The sequence below is a fragment of the Streptomyces sp. Je 1-369 genome, assembly GCF_026810505.1.
Lineage (GTDB): Bacteria > Actinomycetota > Actinomycetes > Streptomycetales > Streptomycetaceae > Streptomyces.
In genome coordinates this window covers 1,393,638-1,411,416 of record NZ_CP101750.1, presented here as the reverse complement: position 1 = coordinate 1,411,416, position 17,779 = coordinate 1,393,638, and the positions used below count along the sequence as shown (strand labels likewise).

Annotated in this window: 14 protein-coding genes and 1 pseudogene; 7 read left to right on the top strand and 8 right to left on the bottom strand. The window is 72.8% G+C overall.

The features are described from left to right. Positions 1-12: 12 nt before the first annotated feature. Positions 13-546 carry a gamma carbonic anhydrase family protein gene (locus NOO62_RS06430; RefSeq protein WP_268769941.1) on the bottom strand — a complete coding sequence of 178 codons (534 nt, stop codon included), beginning with the start codon at positions 544-546 and terminating at the stop codon, positions 13-15. A 154-nt stretch (positions 547-700) separates the two neighbouring features. On the opposite strand from NOO62_RS06430, the gene NOO62_RS06425 reads away from it, so the two are divergent. Both NOO62_RS06425 and NOO62_RS06420 read left to right on the top strand, forming a co-directional pair. After that, positions 701-1,438, top strand: coding sequence for an acyltransferase (locus tag NOO62_RS06425; RefSeq protein ID WP_268769940.1), 738 nt, complete (start codon positions 701-703; stop codon positions 1,436-1,438). Between the two features lie 131 nt (positions 1,439-1,569). Further along, on the top strand, positions 1,570-2,154 hold the full coding sequence (locus NOO62_RS06420; RefSeq protein ID WP_268769939.1) for a helix-turn-helix domain-containing protein: 585 nt from the start codon (positions 1,570-1,572) through the stop codon (positions 2,152-2,154). 16 nt (positions 2,155-2,170) lie between these two features. Here the strand turns inward: NOO62_RS06420 and NOO62_RS06415 are convergent, their stop codons facing one another. Beyond that, positions 2,171-3,373 carry a CaiB/BaiF CoA transferase family protein gene (locus tag NOO62_RS06415; RefSeq protein WP_268769938.1) on the bottom strand — a complete coding sequence of 401 codons (1,203 nt, stop codon included), beginning with the start codon at positions 3,371-3,373 and terminating at the stop codon, positions 2,171-2,173. A gap of 140 nt (positions 3,374-3,513) precedes the next feature. On the opposite strand from NOO62_RS06415, the gene istB reads away from it, so the two are divergent. From istB to NOO62_RS06390, 5 genes and pseudogenes are all read left to right on the top strand, one after another. Next, on the top strand, positions 3,514-4,764 hold the full coding sequence (istB, locus tag NOO62_RS06410; RefSeq protein WP_268775489.1) for an IS21-like element helper ATPase IstB: 1,251 nt from the start codon (positions 3,514-3,516) through the stop codon (positions 4,762-4,764). Between the two features lie 248 nt (positions 4,765-5,012). Further along, positions 5,013-5,765 carry a GNAT family N-acetyltransferase gene (locus NOO62_RS06405; protein ID WP_268769937.1) on the top strand — a complete coding sequence of 251 codons (753 nt, stop codon included), beginning with the start codon at positions 5,013-5,015 and terminating at the stop codon, positions 5,763-5,765. Beyond that, the gene (locus NOO62_RS06400) at positions 5,762-6,583 is read left to right on the top strand and encodes a lysophospholipid acyltransferase family protein (RefSeq protein WP_268769936.1); all 822 of its coding nucleotides are present in this window, start codon (positions 5,762-5,764) and stop codon (positions 6,581-6,583) included. The genes NOO62_RS06405 and NOO62_RS06400 overlap by 4 nt, the downstream gene beginning before the upstream one ends. Positions 6,584-6,733: 150 nt before the next feature. Continuing rightward, positions 6,734-8,161: pseudogene (locus NOO62_RS06395) on the top strand (alpha-amylase); the annotation flags it as partial. A gap of 331 nt (positions 8,162-8,492) precedes the next feature. After that, positions 8,493-8,855: a hypothetical protein gene (locus NOO62_RS06390; protein ID WP_268769934.1), complete on the top strand. Its 363-nt coding sequence runs from the start codon at positions 8,493-8,495 to the stop codon at positions 8,853-8,855. Here NOO62_RS06390 and NOO62_RS06385 read toward each other — a convergent pair. From NOO62_RS06385 to NOO62_RS39090, 6 genes are read right to left on the bottom strand one after another with little or no spacing between them, the layout of a single operon-like run. Then, positions 8,826-9,776 (bottom strand): FAD-dependent oxidoreductase, encoded by a 951-nt coding sequence (locus NOO62_RS06385; protein WP_268769933.1) that lies wholly within the window; start codon positions 9,774-9,776, stop codon positions 8,826-8,828. The genes NOO62_RS06390 and NOO62_RS06385 overlap by 30 nt on opposite strands. A gap of 37 nt (positions 9,777-9,813) precedes the next feature. Further along, positions 9,814-10,881, bottom strand: a complete 1,068-nt coding sequence (locus tag NOO62_RS06380) for an ROK family protein (protein WP_268769932.1) — start codon at positions 10,879-10,881, stop codon at positions 9,814-9,816. Continuing rightward, positions 10,862-11,281 carry a cupin domain-containing protein gene (locus tag NOO62_RS06375; protein WP_268769931.1) on the bottom strand — a complete coding sequence of 140 codons (420 nt, stop codon included), beginning with the start codon at positions 11,279-11,281 and terminating at the stop codon, positions 10,862-10,864. Before NOO62_RS06375 ends, NOO62_RS06380 begins: the two co-directional genes overlap by 20 nt. Next, positions 11,274-12,470 carry a sedoheptulose 7-phosphate cyclase gene (locus NOO62_RS06370; RefSeq protein WP_268769930.1) on the bottom strand — a complete coding sequence of 399 codons (1,197 nt, stop codon included), beginning with the start codon at positions 12,468-12,470 and terminating at the stop codon, positions 11,274-11,276. The genes NOO62_RS06375 and NOO62_RS06370 overlap by 8 nt, the downstream gene beginning before the upstream one ends. Then, positions 12,448-14,574, bottom strand: a complete 2,127-nt coding sequence (gene malQ / locus NOO62_RS06365; protein WP_268769929.1) for a 4-alpha-glucanotransferase — start codon at positions 14,572-14,574, stop codon at positions 12,448-12,450. Before malQ ends, NOO62_RS06370 begins: the two co-directional genes overlap by 23 nt. Next, on the bottom strand, positions 14,571-17,774 hold the full coding sequence (locus tag NOO62_RS39090) for an HAD-IIB family hydrolase (RefSeq protein WP_321170555.1): 3,204 nt from the start codon (positions 17,772-17,774) through the stop codon (positions 14,571-14,573). The genes malQ and NOO62_RS39090 overlap by 4 nt, the downstream gene beginning before the upstream one ends. Positions 17,775-17,779: the final 5 nt, after the last annotated feature.

Here is a 17,779-nt window from a genome sequence, read left to right as displayed (position 1 = left end):
CTCCCTCCCCGGTCAGCCCGCCGCGTGCGTGTCGCGGTGGGCCTTGGCCAGCTCCACGTACAACGTTCCGTTGAGCGAGATGCCCTCGCGCTCCTCGTCGGTGAGCGGCCTGCGCACCTTGGCGGGCACGCCCGCGACGAGTGAGCCCGGGGGCACCTGCATGCCCTGGGGCACCAGCGCCTGGGCGGCCACCAGCGAACCGGCGCCGATCACCGCGCCGTTCAGGACGGTGGCGCCCATGCCGATCAGCGCGTCGTCCTCGACGGTGCAGCCGTGCAGGACGGCGTTGTGGCCGACCGAGACGCGCTCCCCGATGCTGATGGGGAAGCCCGGGTCGACGTGCAGGCTGCAGTTGTCCTGGATGTTGCTGTCGGCGCCCACGACGATGGGCCCGCAGTCGGCGCGGAGGACCGCGCCGTACCAGGTGCTCGCCCCGGCCTGGAGGGTCACCTCGCCGATCACGACGGACGTCGGCGCGGTGAACGCGTCCTGGTCGATCTTCGGGTCCTTGCCGCCGATGCCGGTGATGAGTGCCTCGTGGCCCATCGGTCCGCTCCCTTGTCCGTACGTCCGTGTGGACGTCTGTGTCGCGTCGCGCCTGACGGCACGGTACGGGACGGGGGAGCGGGCGCCGCCGTGTGGGGTGAAGATCACAGGCCGGGGGCCTGCGAGGGGTGGAGGCACTGAGTAACGTGAGCCCGTGCCGAAGAACAGGAACACGTTCTCATCCCTTGCCGCCGCGCCCCGCAGGATCGCGCAGCGCGCCGTCCACGCGGGCTGGGACTGGGTGCAGCGCACGGGCGCGGTGACCGCCGCGCACCCGGGGCGGCTGCGGTTCGGGGCGCTCGGCGAGGGCACGAAGCTCGCGTTCCCGCAGGGCACGGTCTTCGGGGAGCCGTGGATCAGGATCGGCGACCACTGCATCGTGGGCCAGCACGTCACGCTCACCGCGGGCATGATGCCCGACCTCGACCTCGGACCCGACCCGATCCTGCGCATCGGCAACGGCGTCGTGCTCGGCCGGGGCAGCCACGTCATCGCGGACACGACGGTCTCCATCGGCGACGACTGCTACTTCGGCCCCTACGCGTACGTCACCTCCACCAACCACTCCTACGACGACCCGCACACGCCCATCGGCAAGCAGTGGCCGCGGATGGACCCGGTGGAGATCGGGCCCGGGTGCTGGGTGGGTACCGGGGCGGTGATCCTGCCGGGGGCGCGGATCGGCCGGAACGTGGTGGTCGCCGCCGGGGCGGTGGTCCGGGGGGAGGTGCCCGACCACGCCGTGGTGGCCGGGGCGCCCGCGAGGGTCGTCCGGACGTGGGACGCGGAGCAGGGGTGGCAGCCGCCGCTGCGGACACCCGCGCCGGTGCCGATCCCTGACGGGGTCACACCGGAACAGCTCATCGCCCTGGGCGAGTTGGGTGAGACCTGAGACGGGGCGTAACGGTCGGCAGAGGCCTCGCGGTACTCGCAGTACAGTGTGTTGAACCATCCGGGGTCATCGGATGCACCACGCCGTAGTTCAGTATCGTGAACCCTGTCATCCAGAATATTGGACGGAATGTGTCGGACCTCGACCAGCTGACCCAGTCGCTCGCCCGCAACCTCAAGCGCTGGCGCAACGAGCGGGGCTTCACGCTCGACGCACTCGCCGCCCGCGCGGGCGTGAGTCGCGGCATGATCATCCAGATCGAGCAGGCCAGGACCAACCCCAGCGTCGGCATCACCGTGAAGCTCGCGGACGCGCTGGGCGTCAGCATCACCACCCTCCTCGACTACGAACAGGGCTCGCACGTGCGGCTGGTGCCGCCGGAGCAGGCGGTCCGCATGTGGTCCACGGAGGCAGGCAGCAGCACCACGCTCGTCGTGGGGGCCGAGGCACGCGGGCCGTTCGAGCTGTGGTCCTGGCGCCTGATGCCGGGCGAGGGCAGCGACTCCGACGCGCATCCGCCGGGCACCATCGAGCTGCTGCACGTCACGCGCGGCGAGCTGACCCTCGTCGTGGACGGCACCGAGCACGCCGTCGCCGCCGGAACGGGCGCCACCTTCGAGGCCAACGTCGCGCACGGCTACCACAACAAGGGCGCCGAGCCCGTCGAGATGACCATGTCGGTCTCGGTGCCACCCGCGCACGCGGGTTCCTACTGACGGGGCGACGGAGAGCTCAGCGGCAGATCCCGTCCTCACGCAACCGGGCGACGTCGTCCGGGGTGCGGCCCAGCTCGGCGAGGATCGCGGCGGTGTGTTCGCCCGCCTCCGGCACCGGGTCCATGCGCGGGGTGACCCCGGAGAGGTCGGCCGGGGGCAGCAGGGCCTGTACGGGGTCGGTCGTGCCCGGTACGCGGATGTCCCGCCAGCGTCCGCGCTCGGTGAGCACCGGGTGGGCCAGGAACTCGTGGACCGAGTTGACCCCGGCGTTGGCGATGCCCGTACGGTCGAGGAGCTCCATGGCCGCCTCGCTGCCGAGCTCCGCGAACCGCGCGGAGATGATCGCGTCGAGCGCGTCGCGGTGCGCCACCCGGTCGGACCCGGTGGCGAAGCGCGGATCGTCGGCCAGCTCGGGACGGCCGATGAACTCACGGCACAGAGCGACCCATTCGCGCTCGTTCTGCACCGACAGGAGGACGTCCTTGCCGTCGGACGCCGTGAACGGGCCGTACGGCGCGACCGTCGCGTGCCGGGCGCCGACGCGGGGCGGCTGGGTGCCGCCGTACCGCGTGTAGTAGGCGGGCTGACCCATCCACTCGGCGAGCGCGTCGAAGAGGGACACCTCGACGGCCGGGGCCCGCCCCGTCGTCGCCCGCGTGTACAGCGCCGACAGGATGCCGCTGTACGCGTACATCCCCCCGGCGATGTCCGCGACGGAGATCCCCGCCCGCGCCATCTCGTCCGGGGTGCCGGTGAGCTGGAGCAGCCCGGTCTGGCACTGCACGAGCAGGTCGTACGCCTTGCGGTCCGCCCAGGGCCCGTCCGTGCCGTAGCCGCTGACGGTGCACGTGATCAGGGACGGGTGGCGCTCCCGCAGCTCCTCGGCCCCGAACCCGAGCCGCACGGCGGCGCCCGGGGCGAGGTTCTGCACGAACACGTCGGCGCCCGCGACGAGCTCTTCGAGGATCGCCAGGCCCCGCTCCGACTTGAGGTCGAGCGTGATCGACTCCTTGGACCGGTTGAGCCAGACGAAATAGCTGGCCTGCCCCCGCACGGTCGTGTCGTACCGCCGGGCGAAGTCACCGCCGCCCGGCCGTTCGACCTTGATGACCCTGGCCCCCAGATCGGCGAGCTGCCGGGTGGCGAAGGGTGCGGCGACGGCCTGTTCGAGGCTGACGACGGTGACACCGGCGAGGGGCAGGGGAGGGGGAGGTGGCATGCGGGGTTTCCTGTCCGACTGGATTTCTATTCATCCCAACGGGTGGCTCGAATTCAGATTGTCGGCGGCGGACCACAAGAATGACCAACCTCACGGCCGTTGGAGGTCTCGTGTCCCGCTCCACCTCGTCCCCGCCGAAGATGACCACACTGGGGTGTGCGCTCTTCGCGACCCGGTGGCTCCAAGCGCCCCTGTACTTCGGCCTGGTGGCCGCGCAGGGCGTGTACGTCTTCAAGTTCTTCAACGAGTTGTGGCACCTCATCCATCACGTGATCAGCGGCCACGCGGACGAGACGCACGTCATGCTCGCCGTCCTCAAGCTCGTCGATGTGGTGATGATCGCCAATCTGCTGATCATGGTGATCGTCGGGGGGTACGAGACGTTCGTCTCGCGGATCGGACTGCAGGGCCACAGGGACCAGCCCGAGTGGCTCTCGCACGTCAATTCCAACGTCCTGAAGGTCAAGCTGGCCACCGCCATCGTGGGCATCTCGTCGGTGCACCTGCTCCAGATGTTCGTCGACGTGCACCACACGCCCCGGCACGACCTGCTGTGGGGGACGGTCATCCACATGGCGTTCATCGCCTCCGCGGCGATCCTCGCCTACATGACCGGGCCCATGGCGGCCCACGAAGCCAAGGCGCGCGCCCCCAAGGAGACCGTGAAGGAGAGCGGGCGGGCCGTCGCCATCCCCGCGCAGCGGGACGGCGGGGCCGACGGGGGAGGCGGTGACGGCGGGGCGGCGGCCGAGCTCTCGACCGGCGCCGAGGAGCGCATCGAGGCCGCCGGTTTCCCCGCGAGAAAGGTCCTGGAAATGTTCGACGAGGGACATCTGCGGGCGCCCGAGCCGCAGGTGATCACCCGCATCGGCAAGGTCGACTTCGTCGCCCGCAAGGCGAACGTGATCCTGCTCGGCGGGCCCGGCACGGGCAAGACGCACCTGGCGGTCGCCCTCGGCGTACGCGCCTGCCAGGCCGGCCACCAGGTGCTGTTCGCGACCGCCGCCGAGTGGGGCACCCGGCTCGCCGAGGCGAAGGCCGCGGGGCGGCTGCGCAAGGAACTGACCCGCCTGGACGCGTACCCCGTGCTCGTCGTGGACGAGGTCGGCTACGTCCCCTTCGACTCCGACGTCGCCCGTCTCCTCTTCCAGCTCGTCTCGCACCGCTACGAGCGGGGCTCGCTGATCGTCACCGGCAACCGGCCGCTCGGCCACTGGGACGAGGTGTTCGGCGACAGCGCGACGGCGTCCGCGACGGTGGACCGGCTGGCCCACCACGCGGAGGTCATCACCCTCGACGCGGACAGCTACCGCACGCGCCGCCTGGACAGCACGCAGGTCGTGGGGGCGGGCGGGACCGGGTCCGGAGGCGGATCCGCCCCCGCCTTCTGAACCCGGAAGCCTGCGTCATGACCCCGGCCGGGTGGTCCGATTCGGACGCGAGCCCGACGACGGGCCGACGCACGCCTGAAGCGCGCAGTTCAGGCGGCGCCGCCACCGTGCTGCTTGGGTGCCGGCGCGGAGCCGCGGCGGCACCCCACTGCTGACTCCCCGTCCCCGTCGTCGTCCCCACCGAAGCCTCCGACGCCTTCCCCACCGAAATCTCCGTCGTCCCCATCGACCCGAGAAACGGAACCGTCATGCCCTCGACGCCGCTCGTCGCGACACCCACCGGCTCGTACGTCACCTCCATCGCGGACACCACCGAACAGGTCAGGGCAGCCCAGCGGCTGCGCCACCGCGTCTTCGCCGAAGAGCTCGGCGCCGTCCTCGACACGCCCCTGCCCGGCCACGACATCGACGCCTTCGACGACCTCGCCGACCACCTGATCGTCACCGACACCGCGACCGGCGACGTCGTGGGCACGTACCGAATAATCCCGCCCGGCCGGGCCGACCACTCCTACTCCGACGGCGAGTTCGAGCTCGTCGCACTCAACGCCCTGCGGCCCTCCACCGTCGAGGCCGGCCGGTCCTGCGTCCACCCCGACCACCGCTCCGGCGCCGTGATCACCCTGATGTGGTCCGCACTCGCCCGCTACGTCCTGCTCTCCGGCCACCGGTACCTCGCGGGCTGCGCCTCCGTGCCGCTCGCGGACGGCGGGCGGGCGGCGACCGCGGCCTGGCTGCTCGGCACCGCCAAGCACGCCGCGCCGCCCGAACTGCGCGTGCACCCCCGGCGCCCGTGGACCCCCGCGGGCCCGACGCCGGAACGCCCGGCCTACGCCGACCTGCCGCCCCTGCTGCGCGGCTACCTCCGCCTCGGCGCGTGGGTGTGCGGAGCCCCCGCCCACGACCCGGAGTTCGACGTCGCGGACTTCTTCGTCCTGCTCGACACGGAACGGCTCAGCGCCCGCCACCGCCGCTACTTCCTCGGAGAGGACACGCGATGAGCGCGTGGACGGTCGACTCCGGCTGTCCTGCCTCCTGCGCCACCGACCCGGACCCACGCGTGCCGCTCGGTGAACTCGCGCGCCGGTACGCCACGTTGACGTACGCGCTGACCCGGGCCGTGGCCCGCGGCGACCGGCTCGCCGAACCTTCGGTCCTGCGGGCCGAGGCCCGTGGGGTGCTCGGTGCGCTCGGGGTGGGCGTCGAGGGCATCGCGGGCGTCGGGGGTGCCGAGGGAGCGCCGTTCAGTGTGCGGGCAGGTGGTGTGGGCACTCTGGTCGTCGCCAACCACATCTCCTGGCTCGACGTCGTCGCCCTGCTCGCCGTCGAGCCGGTGAGCGTCCTCGCCAAGCGCGAGGTCGGACGGTGGCCGGTGGTCGGCGCGCTGGCCCGGCGCGCGGGCACGCGGTTCATCGACCGGGACGGCAGTCCGCGCGGACTCCCGGGCCTCGTCACGGAGTTGGCCGACTCGCTGCGCGGCGGCACGTCGGTGCTCGTCTTCCCCCAGGCGACGACCTGGTGCTCCGCTTCGGGCGGCCGGTTCCGGCGGGCGTCATTCCAGGCGGCGGTCGACGCGGGCGCGCCCGTCCGCCCGGTGACGGTCGAGTACCGCCAGGGCGGCGGGCCGAGCACGTCCGCCGCCTTCCTCGGCGAGGAGGACTTCACCTCTTCGCTGCGCAGGGTGGCGGGCGCCCGCGGCCTGCGCGTACGGGTCACCGCACACGCTCCTGTGCGGGGCGCCGACCGGCGGGTGCTGGCCGACGCGGCGCGGCGTGCGGTCCTTGGGGGCGGAGTCACGGTCGGGAAGTGTGTTGCGTGAGGGGTTGACCCTTCAACTGAGGGCTCTTAGGGTCCCGTTGCAACAAGTTGCTGCAAGGAGCCAGGAGTTTTCAGGAAGCCGTCAAAGGCGACTCACCCCTCACGCCACCTCACCCCACCCCCACGCCCATCCCCCCACAGGAGGCTTTCGATGCACGGACGTATATCGAAACCCCGCAGGATCGCCGTCATGAGCGCCGCACTGGTTGCCGGAGCGGCGGGCAGTCTCGCCGTCGGAGCCCAGCAGCCCGGCCAGGCCGCGCCCGCCGGGAAGAGCCGCGCCGCGGACGCCGGCAAGGACGTCACAGCGGTGATGTTCGAGTGGAACTTCGACTCCGTGGCCAAGGCGTGCACGGACACGCTCGGCCCGGCCGGTTACGGGTACGTCCAGACGTCGCCCCCGCAGGAGCGTCTGGACGGCCCCTCGTGGTGGACCGCCTACCAGCCGGTCAGCTACAAGATCGCCTCCCGGCTCGGCGACCGCGCGTCGTTCAAGAGCATGGTGGACACCTGTCACGACGCGGGAGTCAAGGTCGTCGCCGACACGGTCATCAACCACATGACCAACGCGCAGGGCACCGGCTCCGGCGGCACGCGCTTCACCAAGTACGACTACCCCGGCACCTACGGGGACGCCGACATGGACAACTGCAAGAAGGAGATCCAGGACTACACCAAGCGCGAGGAGAGCCAGAACTGCGAACTCGGCGGCCTCGCCGACCTGGACACCGGAGAGGAGCACGTCCGCAAGACCATCGCCGGATACATGAACGACCTCCTCTCACTCGGCGTCGACGGTTTCCGCATCGACGCGGCCAAGCACATGCCCGAGGACGACCTGAAGGCGATCAAGTCGCAGCTCACCGACCCGGACGTGTACTGGAAGCAGGAGACGCTGCCCGGGCCCGGTGAGGAGGTCCAGCCCGGTGAGTACATCGGCACCGGCGACGTGCAGGAGTTCAACTACGCGTACGCCCTGAAGGGCGCCTTCGAAGGCGGCAGCCTCGCCGGGCTGAAGAACATCGCCGACGGCAAGCAGCCCTCGAAGAACGCGGGTGTCTTCGTCGCCAACCACGACACCGAGCGCCAGGGCAGCGTCCTCACCTACAAGCAGGGCGCCCCGTACACCCTGGCGCACGTCTTCGCCCTCGCCTTCCCGTACGGCTCGCCGGACGTCCACTCCGGGTACGCCTTCACCAGCAAGGACGACGGTCCGCCCGCAGGCGGCAAGGCGGACTGCTCCAGCGACGCGTGGGTGTGCCAGCACGCGCGGCCGCAGATCGCGAGCATGGTCGCCTTCCGCAACACCGCGGGCGACGCGGAGGTCACCGACTGGTGGGACAACGGGGGCGGCGCCATCGCCTTCGGCCGCGGTGACAAGGCGTTCCTCGCCATCAACGCGGGGGACGGCGAGGTGAAGGAGAACCTGAAGACGTCGCTGCCCGCGGGCGAGTACTGCGACGTCCAGTCCGGCAAGCCCGTCACCGTCGACAGCGAGGGCCGACTGGCCGCGACCGTCGCCGCGAAGAGCGCGCTCGCCGTGCACGTCGGCGCGGAGAGCTGCTCGGGCGCCAGCAGCTGACGCTCCGGTGCCGGCTCCCTCCGGCGCCGCCGCCCCGCGTTCTTTCCGCGCGGGGCGGCGTTCGTCGCCGCTTGCCCGGAAAGGTCCCTATCGGTGGCGGAGTTGAGGGAGTACGCTGAGTAACAGCCCACGGTCTGTTGTTGTTACCGCTGCGATGACCTTCCGGCTACCTATCGGGCCCGGAGTGTGCCCTTACGCCAGCGGCTGCTCTCAGCGGAACAGTGCTTCCGCCTCGTAGCACCGCGTGAAGGACCCCCACGGTGGATGTGATGTACACGTCCACCGCTGCCCGTCCCTTTTCACGGCGCACCAAGGCATCGGATCTGCCATGCGCGACTACTTCGCGGACGACCTCCTGCTCATCATGCCCACCACCCACAGCCCCGGCGTACGACTGTCCGGCGAGGTCGTGAGCAGCCATCGCGGGCCCCTGGCCCTCGCCCTGACCGACCAGACCCAGGCGGGCGACCCCGGCCGGGCGCGAGCCGACGAGATCCTCATCGACCTGACCGGCGTCCGCTACCTGGCCAACAGCGGCCTGGAGACCCTCATCGCCTTCGCGGTCCATCTGCAGCCGCCGCAGTGCCTGGTGGTGCGCGCCACCGCCGACCTGAACCTGCACGACCGGATCGTGGCGCGCGGCTGGGACCGGATCGAGACGCTACGGCTCGAGGACGTCTCCTGCGCGTAGCGGAAACGCGGCGGCCAGGTCGCGTGCCCCGTCCCGTACCCCGCGTACGGTGACGGCGCGCGTGGCGGGCAGCCCAGTCAGCAACTCGGAGACGAGGCAGGCGTTCTCGGGCCGCGAGGCGTAGCGGCCGCGGGCCTTCGGTACCGGCACGACCAGACCGGCCGGGGCGCCGAGCGCCTCGGCGATCACCCCGGCCCATTCGGCGCGGGTGACCCGGTCGGGGCCGCCCAGGTGCAGGACCGGCGGAAGAGGGTCCGGGGCGGCGAGGAGTGCGGCCACGACGGCGGCCACGTCGTCCACGTGGACGGGAGTGGTCCAGTGGTCGTCGGGTGCCTCGACGGACGCGCCGTCGGCCAGCCGGTGGGCGCACGCGGCGAAGAAATTCAGCCACTTGCCGGCGTCGGCGGGCTCATGGCCGTACACGAGGCTGACCCGGAGGCAGACCGCCCGCGCGGAACCGCCGAGGAGCCGGCGCTCGGCGTGCCGTTTGGCGCGGCCGTAGGCGTTGGCGGGGGAGACGGGGGTGTGCTCCGTGTTGTGCCACGCGTGGCCGTCGAAGACGTTGTCCGTGGAGATCATGACGGTGCGCGAAGCGGCGTCGTACGCGGCGAAGTTGGCGGTGACGGCGGCGTGCGCCGCGTCCGCCTCCTCCGGATGTTCCTCGCACCAGGTGACGTCGGAAGGGCCGTGCACCAGGACGATCCGCTCCGGCCGCAGCCGGGCCAGGAGCCGGGTGCAGGCCTCGGCGTCGGTGGCGTCCAGCGCGGACCACCGGGCGCCGTATTCCTCGGGTGGCGTGGCCGGGCGCCCGCGCGAGACGAGGGTGACGTCGTCCCCGGCACGCGCGAGGCGCCGGGCGATACCGGTACCGACGAATCCGCTGCCGACGATGAGCGTGCGGGGGGTGGTCGTGCGGGTCATGCGGGGGCCTGTCTGTGAGGGGCGGGGAGGGACGGCGTTACGCGGTCGCCCCACCGGCCGTGCTGATCGTCCTGGTCGTCCTGGTCGTCAGAAGGCGGCCCGCGCCGAGCAGGCCGTGGTCGTCGTCGGGGGCACCGAGGGATATCAGAGCGTCCACGTGGTCCGCGGCGAGGCCGAAGCAGCCCTGGCGGACCAGCTCCTCCACCAGCAGCGCCCGGTACCGCTCCCCGACCGCCAGAGCGAAACCGCCCATCAGGATGAAGCGGCACACCCCGATCGACGTGAAGACCGCCGAGACGGCTTGGGCGAGCGGTACGAGCGTGCCGCGGAGCACCCCCGTGGCGAACGGGTCGCCCTCCGCGATCGCCTTGGCCAACGCCGGATTGCCGATCGCGTCCGGGTGACCGCCCCCGCAGAGGGCGGCGAGACGGGACGCGGCGAATTCGGCCGGGTCCGCCACCGCCGCGCGCCGGGCCGCCGCGAGCACCCCGCGCCCGGAGGCGACGGCACCCAGGTGGCCACGGCCGCCGCAGTCGCACAGCGGCGCGTCGGGCGAGGGGTCGCAGACCCAGTGACCCAGTTCGCCGCCGTGCCCCGCGGGGTCGACGAGCACATCACCGCCGCGGAAGACCTTGTTGCCGATGCCCGAGCTGACGGTGAGCAGACAGAACGGCTCCGGCTCCGTGGCCGCGTACCGCCAGGCCGCCGCCGTGAGATCGTTGACGACGGCGACCGGCACCCCGATCCGCTCGCCCAACAGCGCGCCGAGGGGCAGCGGTGCGCCGCGCAGCCCCCACACTGTGGGCGCCGCGACGACCAGGCCATCCGCCGTCACCGGCCCCGCGAAGGCGATACCGACCGCATGCGGCACCCCACCCGTACCGGCGCCGTGCCGGTCGACCTCGCGCACGATCTGCTCCACCACCCGCTCCTGCAGCTCCGGCACGGACGCGTCCGGGTGCAGCACCTTGCCCTCGACCGGGACGCGGCGCACCCGTGAGAGGCGGCCGGTGGCCGGGGCGTAACTCCCGATCCGCAGCGTGGTCCCGCCCACGTCGAGCACGGTGAAGGACTCGGGCGGCCGGTCAGCTTCCTTCGTCGTCACGCACTGCCTCCTCGAAGACCAGCAGGTGCAGATCCGTGGCGTCCTCGGAGTCGTTGTACAGGCCGTGCTCGCCGTAGGGGCGATTGACGACGACGTCCCCCGTTCCCACCCGGAACTCCGCCCCGTCGCGGAACATCAGCCCGCTCCCGGCGAGCACGACGTACGTCTCACGGTCCGCCCCGTGCCGGTGCCTGCCGATGGACGTACCGGGCGGCAGGACCGCCAGATCGATGAAGTCCGCACCGGCTGCGCCCTCCGCGCGGGCGAAGACGCGGTGCGCGAGGATCGTGCCGAGGCCGCCGTGGTCGTGCTCCTTGGCGGTCAGCAGATCCTTTACGTTGACCGTGCGTTGCTGCACTCCCGCGGTTCCCGCCGTGGTGGGCGGCGTGTGCTCAGCCATCGCGCCGCACCGCCCGGTCCGCCAGCGCGTCCAGAGCCGCCCGCAGCGTCTCCGTCGGGAGGTGCTCCAGCTCGTCGACGAAGGCCGCCTTGCCCAGCGCGGTCGGCACGACCAGGTGCAGCTTGCGGCCCCGGCGCTGCCACGACGCCCGCAGAGCCTGCGTCATCAGCTCGGGCGTGCAGGTGGCCGGGTCGTACACGGGCAGGCCGATCCCCTCGAGCAGGGCCACGATCCGCTCGCACGTGTCCTCGTCGGTGAGCCCGAGCAGCCGCGCGACGTGCGCGGACAGCGCCATGTCGACGGCGACCGCCTCGCCGTGGGCCAGCCGGTGGCCGCCCGCCGTCTCGATCACCGGGCTGAACGTGTGGCCGAAGTCGACGAGCCGGGCGAGCTCGTGCTCGCGCAGGTTCGGGCAGAGCTCCTCCATCATGAGCCGCATGGAGGTGCGGACGATGTACGTCTCCACGTCGTCGCCCGGGACCGCCGCGCCGGACGGGCCGCGGCGGAACGCGTCCGGGTGCCGCTCCAGCGTCCTGAACAAGTCGCCGTCGAGGATCACCGCCATCTTCACGATCTCGGCGAGGCCGCAGCGGATCTCGCGCGCCGGCAGGGTGTCAAGGAGCGCCGGGTCGTTGAGGGAGGCGTGGGCGGGGTGGTAGGCGCCGAACATGTTCTTGCTGTGCAGGGCGTTGACGCCGGTCTTGACGCCGACGCCGACGTCGACCTGCCCCACCAGGCTGGTGTTGACCTTGATGTAGCGGATGCCGCGTGCGTACATGGACGCGGCGAAGCCGACGATGTCCGCGACGATGCCGCCGCCCACCGCGAGCATCACCCCGTGCCGGTCCAGGCCCGCCGCCTTGGCGGTCGCGCAGACCGATTCCACCGAGTTCAGCGACTTGTTGTGCTCGCCGGTGGCGATGGTGTGCACGCTCCAACTGCCGGGCTCCAGGCGGGTGGTGAGGTAATGGCGGAGCTGCCTGCCGTAGATTCGGTCCACGGTGGGTCCGATGAAGGCCACCACGCGGCGGCCCGCCACGTACTCCGCGAGCAGCGGGTTGTCCGGGTGGAAGACCCCGCCCGTGACGTCGACGCGGTAGCCGGTGCCGTCCGGTGCGAGCAGGTCGAAGCCCCCGGCGTCCTCACGGACACCTGTGGTCTCCGCCTCAGCAAGAACCTGGCCTGCCATGACTCTCCTTGGTGTTGTTCTCAGTGGTGTCGTGCGCGAGGACGTCCGCGGTGCCGGGCGCGAAGACGTCCGCCAGGATCCGGACCAGCGTGGACGCGGGAAGCTCCTCCAGCGGGACCGGGCGTCCCCGTGCGTCCGCCACCGGCAGCCGCCAGTTGGGGTGCACCGTGGCCGTGCCCGGCAGGTTCTGCGGTCGCCGGTCGCCCGTCGCGTCCGGCAGCCAGACGCCGAGCATCCGGGCCGGAGTGCGCCGCAGGAACCGGTGCAGCGCGGCGACCTCGCCGTCCGGATCGGGCAGCAGGCCCAGCCGGGTCAGCTCGGCGAGCCAGCCGTCGCGCTCGGCCGCTGCCGCCGCCTTCTCCTCGGCCTCCGGCCGGGTCAGCAGCCCGAGCCGCGCCCGCAGGTCCACGTGCTCGCCGGAGAGCCAGGCCGCCGTCGTCGGCAGGTCGTGGGTCGTGAGCGTGGCCAGACAGTTCGCCCGCCACTGGTCGGGCGGCAGCGGACCGTGCCGGCCCGCGGAGCCGCCCAGGTACTCGAAGCGCTGCACGGACGTGCCGAGCATGCCGCGCCCAGCGAGCTCCTCGCGCATGCCGTCCTCGACGGTGCCGAGATCCTCGCCGATCACCGCGGCGCCCGCGCGGTACGCCTCCAGGGCGAGGACGCCGAGCATCGCGTCCCGGTCGTACCTGACGTATGTGCCCTCCGTCGGCGGCCGCCCCTCCGGTACCCACCACAGCCGCGAGAGCCCCATGACGTGATCCACGCGCAGGGCCCCGGCGTGCCGCAGCCCGGAGCGGAGCAGCTCGGCGAAGGGCCGGTAGCCCTCCGCCGCGAGGGCGTCCGGCCGCCACGGCGGCTGGCCCCAGTCCTGGCCACGCCGGTTGAAGTCGTCCGGCGGCGCGCCCACGCTCATGCCCGCGGCCAGGCAGCGTTGCAGGGCCCAGGCGTCGGCCCCCTCCGGCGCGACGCCGACCGCCAGGTCGTGGACGAGTCCGACCGGCATGCCCGAGCCGACCGCCGCGGCCTGTGCGGACGCCAGCTGCTCGTCGGTGATCCAGGCGAGCCACCGGTGGTGGTCGACGGCCGCGGAGAGCTCGTTGCGGGCCCGCGCCACGGCGGGGGAGCGGGGGTCGCGCAGCTCGGCGGGCCAGGACCGCCACGCCCGGCCGTGCACGTCGGCGAGCGCGCACCACGTGGCGTAGTCGGTGAGGCCCTGCCCCTCGCGCTCGACGAACGCGGCGAAGGCCGCGGCCCGCCCTGGCAGCAGTGGTACGTCGCGCACGGCTCGCAGCGCGCGCTGCTTGAGCTCGCGCACGGCCTCGCGGTCGATGAGTGAACTCCCGTCCAGAACGGCGACGTTCAGCCGTCGCGCGCGGGCGACGAGGTCGTCCACGGCGGGGCGCGCCGCCGGGTCGAGGTAGGCGTACTCCGGCACCGCCTCCACGCGTACGTGCATGGGGTCGGCGAAACGCCGTGAACTCGGCCGGTACGGGGACGGGTCGGGCAGCGGCCCCGGCTCCACCGCGTGCAACGGCCCGAGCTGGACGAACCCCGCGCCGAGCTCCCGCCCCGACCAGGAGGCGAGCTCCGCCAGGTCGCCGAGGTCGCCCATGCCCCAGGAGCGGTGGGAGAGGACGGAGTAGAGCTGGATCAGGAAGCCCCAGGTGCGGCCCGCGGGGGTGGGCAGGCGGTCGGGCACGGCAAGGAGGGGTGCGTGCGCCCGCTGTCCGCCGGGGGTTCGGACGTGGAGGATGTGGTGGCCGGGTGGGAGGGTGGGGGAGAGGCCGCTCGTGCCGCCGGACTCCAACCGCACGTGTGCTTCGGTGTGCTGCGTGAGGTGGGCGGGGAGGGGGCGGGTGCTGTTCGGGGTGCCGTCTCCGGGGACGCGCAGCACCACACACGGGGGCAGCAGTCTCTCTGCCTGCCCGCGTCGGTGGGTCTCCAGGGCCACGCGTGCCGCCGCCTCTGTCGACGCGTCCACGCCGCACGCCGCGAGGACGGCGACCAGCGTGTCCGGGGCGACGTCGACGCGGTGGCCGCGGTCGGTGGTGTAGGCGGTGGCCACTCCGTGGGCGTGGGCGAGGGCGGTGAGTGCGTCGGTCATGCGGGTGCCCCCGGTCTCGGTGTCTTCGGCGTCGGGGTCGGTGCCGGTGCGGGGTTCCGTGCCGATGCCGGTGCCGGTGCTGGTGCCGGTGCCGGGTTCCGTGTCGGGGTGAAGAGCCGTTCCAGGACGACCGCGACGCCGTCCTCGTCGTTGCTCGGCGCGACCTCGTCGGCCATGGCGCGCAGCTCCGGATGGGCGTTGGCGACGGCCACGCCGTGGGCCGCCCAGGCGAGGAGGGGAATGTCGTTGGGCATGTCGCCGAACGCGATGGTGTCCGCGGCCGTGAAGCCGAGGAGCCGGGCCGCCCGTGCGACCCCCGCGCCCTTGGTGGTTCCCAGGGGCAGCACCTCCACCATGCCCTTCACGGAGTGCACGACGCTCACGTCGTCGCCGCACAACTTCTCGGTGACGCCCGCCAGTTCGTCCTCCGGTACGTCCGGGTGGTGCAGGACCAGCTTGTCGATGGGGGCGGACCACAGCTGTGCGCGGTCGGCCGTGACGTCCCAGCCGTGCCGGACCCGTTCACCGAAGCGCGGCGTCACCTTGAACCGGCTTTCGGGCGGCGCCGTGACGACCCCCAGCTCCAGCGTGCCGAGCGCGTCCTCGACCCGGTCGACCACCGACCTGGCCAGGTCGAGGTCGAGCCGTGCGGAGTCGAGGAGCCGGTCCGCGCCCGCGTCGTACAGCTGCGCGCCCTGCCCGCACACCGCGATGCCCCGGTAGCCGAGCGCGGTGAGGAACTCCCGGCAGGCGGCGGCGGGCCGCCCGGTGACGACGAGGTGGTGCGCGCCCGCCCCGGTGGCCAGGGCGAGGGCGCGACGGGTGCGGTCGGACACGGACAGGTCGCCGCGGAGCAGGGTGCCGTCGAGGTCGGTGGCGACGACCCGGTAGGGCGGCGGCGCCCCAGTGAACGGGACGGCGTCCCAGGCGACCCGCCCCGAGCGCAAAGTCACCATGACGACGAGCTCCCGCCCCACGGGCAGCCGGTCGAGAACCCCGTGGAACGTGCCGTCGCCCGCGGCCCGCAGAGCCACGAACCCGACCCCGCTCCCGACGGGCACGGCCTCATCCGAGGCGACCGCTTCGGCGACGGACTCCCGCACCGCCTCGGACCGTGACGCCTCGGACCGTGACGCCCCGGACCCCACCGCCCCGGGCCCCGCCACCCCCGTCGACTCCACCACCACCTCCACGCGCTCCGCCCCGGCATGGACGTACTCGACCCGCCACCCGCGACCGTCTCCCTCAGGACTCGGCGTCACCCGGCACCGCTCCGCCAGCCGTGCCGTCCAGTCGTCGCGCCCCGCCGTCTCCGCGAGTTCCGCGCCCCGCGCGAAGTCCGCGCGGGCATAAGCCGCTTCGAAGAGCCGCTCCACCGCGAGCCCGTCCAACGGAGCGCACCGCGCGTACGCGGCCGCGTCGCCCCTTTCGGCCGCCGCCCCCGCGATCAGCTCCCCGTGTCGTGCGAAGTCCGCGTCGTCCAGCGCGTCGAACCAGCCCCACGCGATGGCGTCCTCGGCGGGGAAGGGCTGCCGTTCGCCGCGCAGCAGCGTGTCGAACGCGGTGAGGCGCAGTTCCGCGCTGCCGGGCCAGGTGAACCGGCGGGCCACGCGGCGGGCGTTGGCCGACAGGCGGTCGTACGTGTCCGGGTCGCCCCGGAAGACCGCCGCGGCCTCACGTATTCGGTCGGCCAGTTCGCGGGCGAGTACGGGGTCGTCGTCGCGGAACGAGCCGCGTACGGAGAAACCCGTCGCCGTCGGGTCCGTGAGCGGTCGCGCGTGCCCGAAGTGGCCGGTGACCCGCTGATCCGTGGCGATCGGCACCGCCCCGCACGCCATCGCCTCGGCCTGGGCGATGAGGAAGCCGTCCAGTTCGTACTTGGAGGGGTTGACGCAGAAGTCGGCGCAGGCGGCCTGTTCGAAGAGGGTGTCCTCGTCGGCGAGGCGCCAGTCCAGGTGGACCTGGCCCGGGTAACGGTCGGCGATGCCCTGGAAGTAGGCGTTCGCGGCGGCGGGCCCGGCGGGGGAGGTCTCGCCGCCTCCGCCGGTCGCGCAGCGGATGACGAAGCTGATGTCCGGGTCGGTGGCGAGGACCTCCTCCACCGCGCGCATCAGCTCCAGCTGGCCCTTGTGGTGCACGGCGTAGCGCGCCGCGTGGAAGAAGACGGGGCGCGCCGGGTCGAGGCCGAGCCCGCTCAGGACGGCGGCGCGGTCCACCCCGGCAGGGTCCCGGGCGAGCCAGCTTTCGGCCACCCCGCAGCCGCCCATGAGGAGCTTGTGCGGATGGGTGCGGAGTTCGCGGGCCACCGGAAGCGTGGCGAAGAGCGCTTCGAAGGGGGTGCCTTCGAAGGTGCTGCAGTAGGCGCGCTGGCCGGGTGAGACGAAGTCGACGAGGTCCGCGTGCGCGGCGACCAGGGGGAACACGCCGACGTGGTCGGGCCTGCGCTCCTGGTGCATGCGCGTGCCGGCGAGGGCCCGCGCGATGGTCGCCACCGGAGAGTCCTCCGGTGGCGGGGGGCCGTCGAGCGCGTCCAGGTCGATGCCCGCACCGGCGCCGAGGAGCGCGAGGAGGCGCTCCACCTGCGGGCGGTGGACCTGCTGTCCGACGGGCGCGTTGGCCGCGACCGTGCTCACGGTGCGGAACCGCGGATCGGCGGCGAGCACGGGCGGCAGCAGGTAGTGGTAGTACGGCTCGAAGCCGTGCACGATCGCGGGCTCGGGGCCGGACGTCCCCGGGGCGGGGCCGAGCGGCAGACCGGACCTGATGAAGCGCACCCCCTCCACCTGGAACACCAGCGGCTTGAAGTGCGCGAGGTCCCGGCCCTCAAGGCCGGGCGGCGGGTAGAGCCGGTCGGGCAGCAGGTCCAGGTGGGCGTTGGACAGGAAGTAGACGTCCACGCCGTCCAGGCGGAGCCGGTACGCGCGCGTGGTCAGCTCGACGGCCACCTCCGCCGGGTGGCCGGGCCACACCGCCGGGTCGAGGACGAGCGGCACCACGTGGTCCGCGCGGTAGTCGAGCTCCTCGATCGGGAACGTCTCCCGGAGCCGGTCGAGGTGGCCGTGGGCCGGGGTGATCACGGAGACGCGGTGGCCGCGCGCGGCGTACTCCCGCGACAGGTTCCACACCAGCGGCGAGAGCCCGCCCCGCATCAGACGGTTGTCGAAACCGCCGCACTCGTACGAGAAGTTGATGATGTGCACGTGCG